We start from the raw sequence: 8,660 nt of genomic DNA, 5'->3' as shown, positions 1-8,660 counted from the left end.
GTAGGCTCTGCCAGGCTACCGTCTTCTTGAGGGATTCCCGGGTCTTGGTATTCTACACTGAACCAGTAATCTCCTGAAGGTAATGGGTTACCGTTATAGGTGCCATCCCATCCTCTTGAGCTTGGGCTTAACTGTTTTAAGAGTTTCCCGTAGCGATCGAAGATAAAGATCTTAGCCCCTCGGTTGAGCGGAGTATCGAGACCAATGATGTTCCAGTAATCATTATACCCGTCATCATTCGGGGTAAAGAATGGTGGGAAGTCGATAAACGAGATCACCTCTGAGGCGGTCACCCCACATCCGTTTTTATCTCTTCCGTAAACAATATGCGTTCCTGCTGATAGCCCGTCAAAGTCGATCGTTACACCTGAAAGATCTACCCAAGGTCCATTATCGATACTGAATTCATACTCTCCGATTCCGCTTACATTAAATACCTGTAAGCTATGCTCTCCTTCAAAGCCTAAAGAAGTTGGTGCTACTTCAAACTCCGGTGGGTTGCTCTCTAAGATCGTGACCGTATCAATATCACTTCCACAGTTATTGTTGTTCTCATCTAAGGTATTTAGATCGAATACCTGCACACTATAGTCTCCTGCTTGTAGTGGATTGCTGCTTCCGCCTCCTACGGTGATGCTAGGGCCGGTCTCTCCGGCAAGTACAGTACCGCCATAGGTCCATTCAAAGCTATAAGCAGTGGCATCAAGTCCGGTGTCAATAATAATAGCACTATAATCACCATCGGTTACCGGTGTGCTTGGATCGCTGTCTACACAGATATACAACTGATCATAATCACTGATATCTACACTTGGACGTGCATCTACCGTGATCGGGATCATCACTACATTGGTGCTGGTACAGAAGGTATCGGTATTGATCACTTCAGCATAGATCACATCGCCATCACTCGCTAGGTAAGTTGATTCTGCTGTTTCCGGGATTCGGTCCCCGTTGTCATAATCTACTTCACTAGCGTAATAATACACCTCGGTGGTAGGCGGAGTGGCATTATTATCGATATTAGTATCGAAATCTTGCAAGTTGATCGTAGCGGTATCTTCTCCTTCATTATTAGAACATAGCATTCTCGATAGGTCTACATCGGCGATAGTTGGTCTTGGCGCTACATTGATATGTAAAATACCCAAGTCACTTTCTTCAGTAAGCATACAACCGGTTAAGGTATGGGTTAACTGGATATAGAACTGCTCGCCATTAGAGGCCTGATAGCCAAAAGGTACAGCATTCTCTCCGGCTAATGCATCTGCTACGCTAAAGTGGAAGCTTAAGGTATAATCCTCGATCACTCCGTTAGTAGGGGTGTTTTGATCTAATAATGGAACGATAAGTGAAGTATCAAAGTCCCCACCGTTATAATCGTACACTTGCCCGGCTACATCTTCCGGATAGAAAGCTCCGGTAAGTCCGCCGGCATCGTCTGAACATACGGTATATCCAAAGGCTAGGTCGTCGATAGCTTCATTCAAGACCGGTACCGGTTGCACTACCAATTCAAAAGGAACCACCACATAACAGAAGTTCCCGGTGGCATTGCTATCGACACGGGCATAGATCACCTGTACATTGGTAGGTGCGCCGGTTTGATCGACTTCATTGTAACTCGGCTCATTGAGATAAGCGGTTGGCGTACCAATAAGTTCGGCTGCATCTTCATCTTCTGCCGCTTCAAGTGTTTTGTAATAACTGATCGTTACATTTTCTCCCTGACTGATCAATTGACCACTTAAGCTAAGATCGAAAGGGTCTAAAGCGACTCCGTCGTTATCATCATCACAAGCGGTTTGACGTAATACATCAGGATCGGTTGTCGATGGACTTGGTAATGGTAAAACCTGAAGATCGAAACTAACCTCTGCACTACATTGTACTGTGGTTCCCGAAGTATCTTCAACCACCACATAAATGGTTTGTGGGTTGGCTATATTTTCATATCCTTCCGGAGTATCGATCGCAATTCCGTTATTAAGGTCTTCTGCATTGGCATAATAGGTAAACTCGTATTGAGATGGTACTGCCGGCACTCCTCCAAAGATCTCGGTTTCTTTTACAGTAAGATCAAAAAGGGTGCTGCTATAAGGATCATTGTCATAATCATCATCACAGACATTGAGATCGGTTGGGTAGCTTAACGGTGGTAATTCATTTACATTTAAGGTAAAGCTATTGTCCCCATCAAAACCAAAGGTATCGATACAACCGGTAGTGGTGTTCTCTAAACGAACATAAATAGTTTGACCATTGCTCGTATTGGTATAGTTGGTTGGTACCGCAATAGCGTTGACTCCATCAATGGCTTCCTGCTCATTAGTGTGGTAAGTGATCTCTAGATCACTCGCGTCTACATCGCCTAAAATATTGTCTTCATTCTGAGTAAGGTCGAAAGAGGTAAATCCATTCGGGCTTTCATCATCACATACATAGAGATCTTCTAGCTCTAATTGGATCTCCGGTGAAGCTATCTGAATCAACTCTAAAGGACGCACCGTATAACACCCGGTACCATCATTGCCATTAGGACCGGTATTCTCAGCACGTACATAAATGGTTTGATAGATATTGGTGGTACTATAGACATCTGTATTGGTGATCGGATTAGTACCTAAATTTGCGGCATTCTCACTAATATGGAACGTAATGGTCACATTAGGCTCTCCATTTAAAATATTATCGATCTCTGCCTCTAAGTCAAATTCGGTAAACCCATCATTATCACCATCACATTCTTCGATAGCTTCTAATTCTAAAGCTAAACTCGGATTAGGAGTGACCTCTAAAGTTAAGGTGGTATGAGCCGGACACGTATTCTCGCCGATCACACGAACTTCTAAAGTCTGTGCATTAGCAATATTCTGATAATTCTCCGGATCTGCGATCGGGTTATCAGCGGCTAAAGCTGCTGCATTTTCATAGAAGTAAACGCTTAATGATGTATCGTTGTTGGTGATCTCCGGGATCGCTGCTGTAAGATCGAAAAGCCCGATCTCATCATCAGCGGCCAATGCACTATCATCACAAACGCTCAATTTACTCGGATTACTAATAGAAGGATCACTACCTACGTTCAAGCCAAACGAACCGATACGGTAACAACCGGTATCTTCATCTTCGATACGGAACCATACGCTAAGCGGACTTACTCCTGCATTGGAATAAGCACTTGGGTTGCCGATAGGATCTTCTGCATTGGCTGCATCGGCTTCACTCTCGTAATAGCTCACGCTAAAGTCTTCTGCTGATTGAGTTCCATAGATCAACGGAGTGTTTTGGGTCAGGTCAAATATCCCTGTGTTATTCCCATCTTCCCCATCACAGATAAACAGATCTAATGCTCCGTCTTCGGTCTCGACAAAATCCGGTAAAGCAGTAACACTTAAGGTGAGCTCTACATAACGGTAACAACCGGTATTGATATTGGTCGAACGCGCATAGATCACTTGCGTGTTCACCTGGATATTGGTGTAAAGGTTAGGAAGCTCATCATCAGGATCTCCTCCTTCTGCATTAGCCTGCGTGGCATAGAACGTGATCTCTACATCGGCCTCGCCATTGGCGATCTCCTCCTCGTAGGTGCTTAGATCGAATTCTGCAAAACCATCGTTATCATCATCACAGATCACATAAGCCTCCAACTCGTCGGTTGGAGTTGGTGATGGTAATGGGTTCACGATCAAGGTTAAGGTCGTCGTTGCACTACAACCTTGCTCATCGGTAACCTCGGCGATAATGGTTTGTGCATTATCTAGGTCATTGGTATAGTTTTGAGGATCGGCTATAGATACACCATTACTAAAATCTGCCGGAGTAGCATACCAAATAACACTAAGAGAAGTATCTCCACCGGTGATCTCTCCTTCTTTCTCGGTCAGATCAAAAACCACTAGTTCGTCGGTATCACTACCACTTGTTAGATCATCGCAAGACTCAAGCGCTGTAGGTTGTACCGGCTCCGGTAATGGGTGAACGATCAAGGTTAACGGCTCTACACTATAACATCCTGCCGGAGTTACGATGTCTTCTACTCGGATCCATACTTGTTGAGTTGGCGCTTGGCTGAAGTAACCTCCCGGACCGCTAATAGCATTTCCTCCTGCAATAGCATCGGCTTCATTGTTATGGTAAGTGATCTCATAATCAGCAGGGTTCAAGCCGTCTAAAACTTCTTCTTCAACAGAAGTAAGATCAAAATACGTCTGACCATCAGCGGTTGCATCATCACAAGCCTCTAGATCGGCAGGGGTCTCGATCATCGGACGATCGTATACCTGAAGTTCTAAAGTAGTGGTCTGCACACAGCCGTTAAGCTCATCTAAAGCGCGCACATAAACCGTTTGGTTAAAGGCAGAAATGTTTGAATAAGGACTATTGAGTGCATCTACATTATTTTCGGCATCACTTAAGGTTAAGTGATAGCTCACACTTACATCATCATTACCTCCCGTAATCTCTTGATCTTTTGAACTTAGATCGAACAAGGTATAAAAGCCATCGTTATCACTATCACAAGCCATTAAAGGACTTGGATCGAAGATCGCTGCCGATGGGGTCGCTTCGATATCAAAACTCGTGGTTAAAAAGCAATCTTGTGGATTGTATGAGCTTACCTTAACATAAACCGTTTGTGGATTACTGGTATTTTCATAGTTCGTATAATCAGCAATAACCACATCATTATCCAGATCATCCTGACTCGCATAGTAATCTACCGTATAATTAGAAGGACTCTGACCCGCTAAAGCGGCTATGTTGTTCTCCGTTAGATCGAAAAAGGCCGTACCCGGGGTTCCGTTATCACATTCTTGTTGAAGATCAACAGCTCCGATCACCACCGTAGTTACATTCAACTCAAAGCTTGTTAGGTTGTAGCATTCTTCTCGTTCTATATTTTCGATACGTACGAAGATCTCCTGGTCTTCTTCTAAATAGGTATAGTTGGAAGGGTCTGTAATACCTACTTCATTAGCATCGGCTGCTGCTTGGGTTTCGTAATAGGTGATATTAAAATCAGCTAAGGACTGTGCTCCCAATACGATCGGGGTGTTTTGGGTTAGATCGATCACATTGGTGCTTTGACCATTATCACAGATGTAAAGGGGGTTTGGCGTATTAGCGATTCCACTTAGGAAGCTTTGAATTAAAAAGCTGCTCGTCTCATAACAAGAAGGGTCGTTATTGTTTTCTACACGTACAAAGATCGTTTGTGGGTTAGCTGATTGGTTCACATAAGCGTTAGGATTTGTAATCGCTGCTGCCATTCCGGTATCGGCATCGGCCTGACTTTCGTAATAGCTTACCGTATAAGCGGTAGCATCCTGCCCGTCTAAAGCAGCTCCATTGAGCTCGGTAAGATCAAAACTTGCACTGCCATTACTATCTTCATCACACTCCTCGATCACTTCTGCTGTTAAATCGCCGATGTGAATGGTGTTGACGGTAACTGTAAAACTGATGGTATTGTAACATTCATCTACAAGATCGTTATCAACTCTTAAGAAAATTTCTTGTTCTCCAGAAACTAATTCATAATTAGTAAGGTTTGTGATTTCATTTACATTATCAATAGCATCTTGTTCAGTTTCAAAATAATTAACGGTATAATCATCTTCATCTTGAGTACCAAGAGCCATCGCTGTATTTTGAGTTAAATCAAACGAAACTTCATCTACACCATTACCACATTGCGCTAAATTCTCAACTGCATTAGCTACACAAGGTAATGCTTCTACAAAGAAACTACCATTAGTAGCTAAACACTCCTCATTATCTACACTTTCAATTCTTACAAAAATTTCTTGAGGATTATTATTTACATTTTCATATTCCTCCGGATTATCAATCACATTTGTATTATCTACTGCATCTTCTTGGGTTTCGAAGTAAGTAACTGTATAGTCTTCTTCTAAAAGTTCTCCTAATGCTAAAGTGGTATTTTCTGTTAAATCAAATACTGCAACTTCATCAGCATTTGGATCTCCTTCAAATAGATCGATAATATCTTCACTTACATTAATATCTCCTACACAAATTTGGAATTGATACACAGAAAAACAATCTGTTACTTGTCCTTCTACTATACCTTCAATTCTTACGAATAAAGTTGTACAATCTGGATCTGGAGCTACTTCGTAATTTTCAGGATCTTGAATAGGGTTAATTCCTGCTTCAGCCATCTGTTGTACTTCATAATAGGTAATTTGAAATTCATCTGGATCTTGACCATTTAAAACTTGTTCATTTTGGTCTAAAAGATTGAAAATCTCGGATTCACCTTCTGTACTACATGCAAATAAATCATCTGGAGCTTGACCATCTACTACTGGAGTCGGTAAAAATTCAACTAAAACCGTGTCTGAACTAGAACAACCGCTTGTGCCGGTACCATCTGGATCAAATGTAAATTCTGCCATATAATTTCCGGGCTCGGTTACATCTAAAGTCGTACCTGTTTCACCAGGAATAACAGTACCATCTTGATACCATTGAATCTCAACGCCTTCTATAATTGTTAACTCTAAATCTAAGGTTACAAAATCACCTAAACAAGTAGCTTCTGGAGTGGTTTGCGTAATATCACCACCTAAATCTATATCTCCTATATTAAAACTTCCCGCTTCTAAAAATACAGCAGAATTCAACATACTATCGCCTCGATCTCCTACCACTAATTTGATATGATAGGTTTCTCCTGGCGTTACTGCTGCCTGCGCAGTCATAGTTCTTGTAAAACCTTGTGAATCTATAGGCGCTGTAGCGGGAGGCAAGCCTGTCGAGCCAAAAAATTTATCAAAAAATTGTGGATTTACCGAATTACAACCACCATTATGAGCATTATCTCTTACTGTTGTTACAGCTACCGGAGTTGTAGTTCCCGGAACTAAAGCTATATTTTGAGTAACATTATCTTCTCCTGTTAAAAAGAAACCAAAAGGATCTGAATAGCTACACTGAAAACCTCCATATTCATCAGAAGATAACAAGAAATTAAAACTTATCTGATCAGCAAATGTTAAAAAATCGAATTCGATTAATGTAGCATCATTAGAAGATGAACTTCCAGGCCCTTCAATCTGATCAATCAAATCATCTAAATCGGGATCACCTGACCAACCTCCAGAATTTTGACTACCTGTTTCCGGTCCTGGCACTTCATTAACATTCCCTGAATATAAAACCACTCCTTCCTCCATTGGAAATGAAGAATTATTGCCGTTAAAGTAACCAATACCAGCATCTGTTTCTATAGCATTTCCTGAACGCCACGTAATATTAGAGATTTGCGCACAATCGTTATTAATCAATACATCTTCTACTAATTCTGGCACTGTATAACTCGTATCTACTTCAACCGCATAAAATCTTACGTTTACTTGAAATTCTAATTCGTACTCACAACCTTCGGTATCTTCTACGGTTAAAACCACATCATAAAAACCTGTATTTGAAAACGCATGACTTACGGTTGCATCATCATCGATAACTGTACCATCATCAAAGTTCCAAGTATAGGTGGCATTTTCACCAGATTCCCCAAAATCAATAAAAGCTTCAAAATTAATATCTTCACCTACAGCTACATCATAATTTGCGCCATTTGTTCCCGGTTGAGAAGGGTCTAGCTCCAAATCAACAAAATCAAAAGATTGGCAAGGTTCTCTACAAGTTATCTCTGCAACCCATCCCGGAGCCGGAGAAGTTATACCATCTGGAACCCACTCAAAAGTTAAACAACCAGAAGCGTTACTTCCTGAAGCCATAATTGTACCAGGGTTAGAAGAATATTCTCCTATTAAAGGAGCATTTGTAGAATCTCCATCATAAATTAACAACACGTCATCACTTGCTACAGCCACTGAAAATAAGGTAAACTGCACTTCGATCACTAAATCAGGATCTGAAGAACATACCGTATATACCTGCGGTGTATCTGGTTCTTGTGTATAAAGACCATTTGGACCACCAGAATCATAAAAATTACCTGAACATTGATTATAGACTCCTGTGGTTTGATAATCATTCACCCAAATATCTGGATCATTACAAGTAATTTCTGCCGACCATCCTGCTGCAGCTTCATCACCGGCTTCAAAAACGATTGTCAAACAACCAGTAGCACTTTCTGTAGTTGCTTTAATTTCATCTGGAGAATCTGTTCCGGTAAATTGACCAAATTCTTGAGAAGCATCAACAGTATCTCCATTATAAATTGTCATCGTACTTCCATCTCCTAAATCAAAATCATCAAACTCTAAACCTACATATTGTCCATCTGTATCGGGACAAATTGTAAAGGTATAAGTTGTTTCCGTAGCATGATCGCCACTAGCCCCTCCTGAATCATAAAAAACTCCTGCACATTGATCTATTGATTCGTCTTGAATCAAAATATCTTGTGATAAAACTGAGGTAATACTAAATAGAAAGGCGAGAATTAAGGGTAGTCTTCTTTTCATAAGTAATTCTAGTCGTTAATAATATCATTGGGTTAACCTTGCTTGCAATCTTAAAAATCGCAAGACTCCACCTATTAAACAACTAAACTCTAAAAATCCCCCTGTAAATTTAAGAGAATTTTCATGTATTTAAGAACGTTTAGGGTATAGGGCTTGGGTTTAAACTCGAAAAGTAAAAAAAATAAGTGA

At 41.0% G+C, this 8,660-nt stretch carries 1 protein-coding gene; it reads right to left on the bottom strand.

The genetic code is table 11. The features are described from left to right. Positions 1 to 8,471 (bottom strand): choice-of-anchor L domain-containing protein (locus G551_RS0109660; RefSeq protein ID WP_156876778.1); only part of this gene is annotated, 8,471 nt, incomplete at its 3' end. Between the last annotated feature and the right edge of the window lie 189 nt (positions 8,472 to 8,660).

Source organism: Mesonia mobilis DSM 19841 (assembly GCF_000423405.1).
GTDB classification, from domain to species: domain Bacteria; phylum Bacteroidota; class Bacteroidia; order Flavobacteriales; family Flavobacteriaceae; genus Mesonia; species Mesonia mobilis.
The sequence above is the reverse complement of the archived record's forward strand: the minus strand, read 5'-3'. Positions and strand labels throughout refer to the sequence as shown.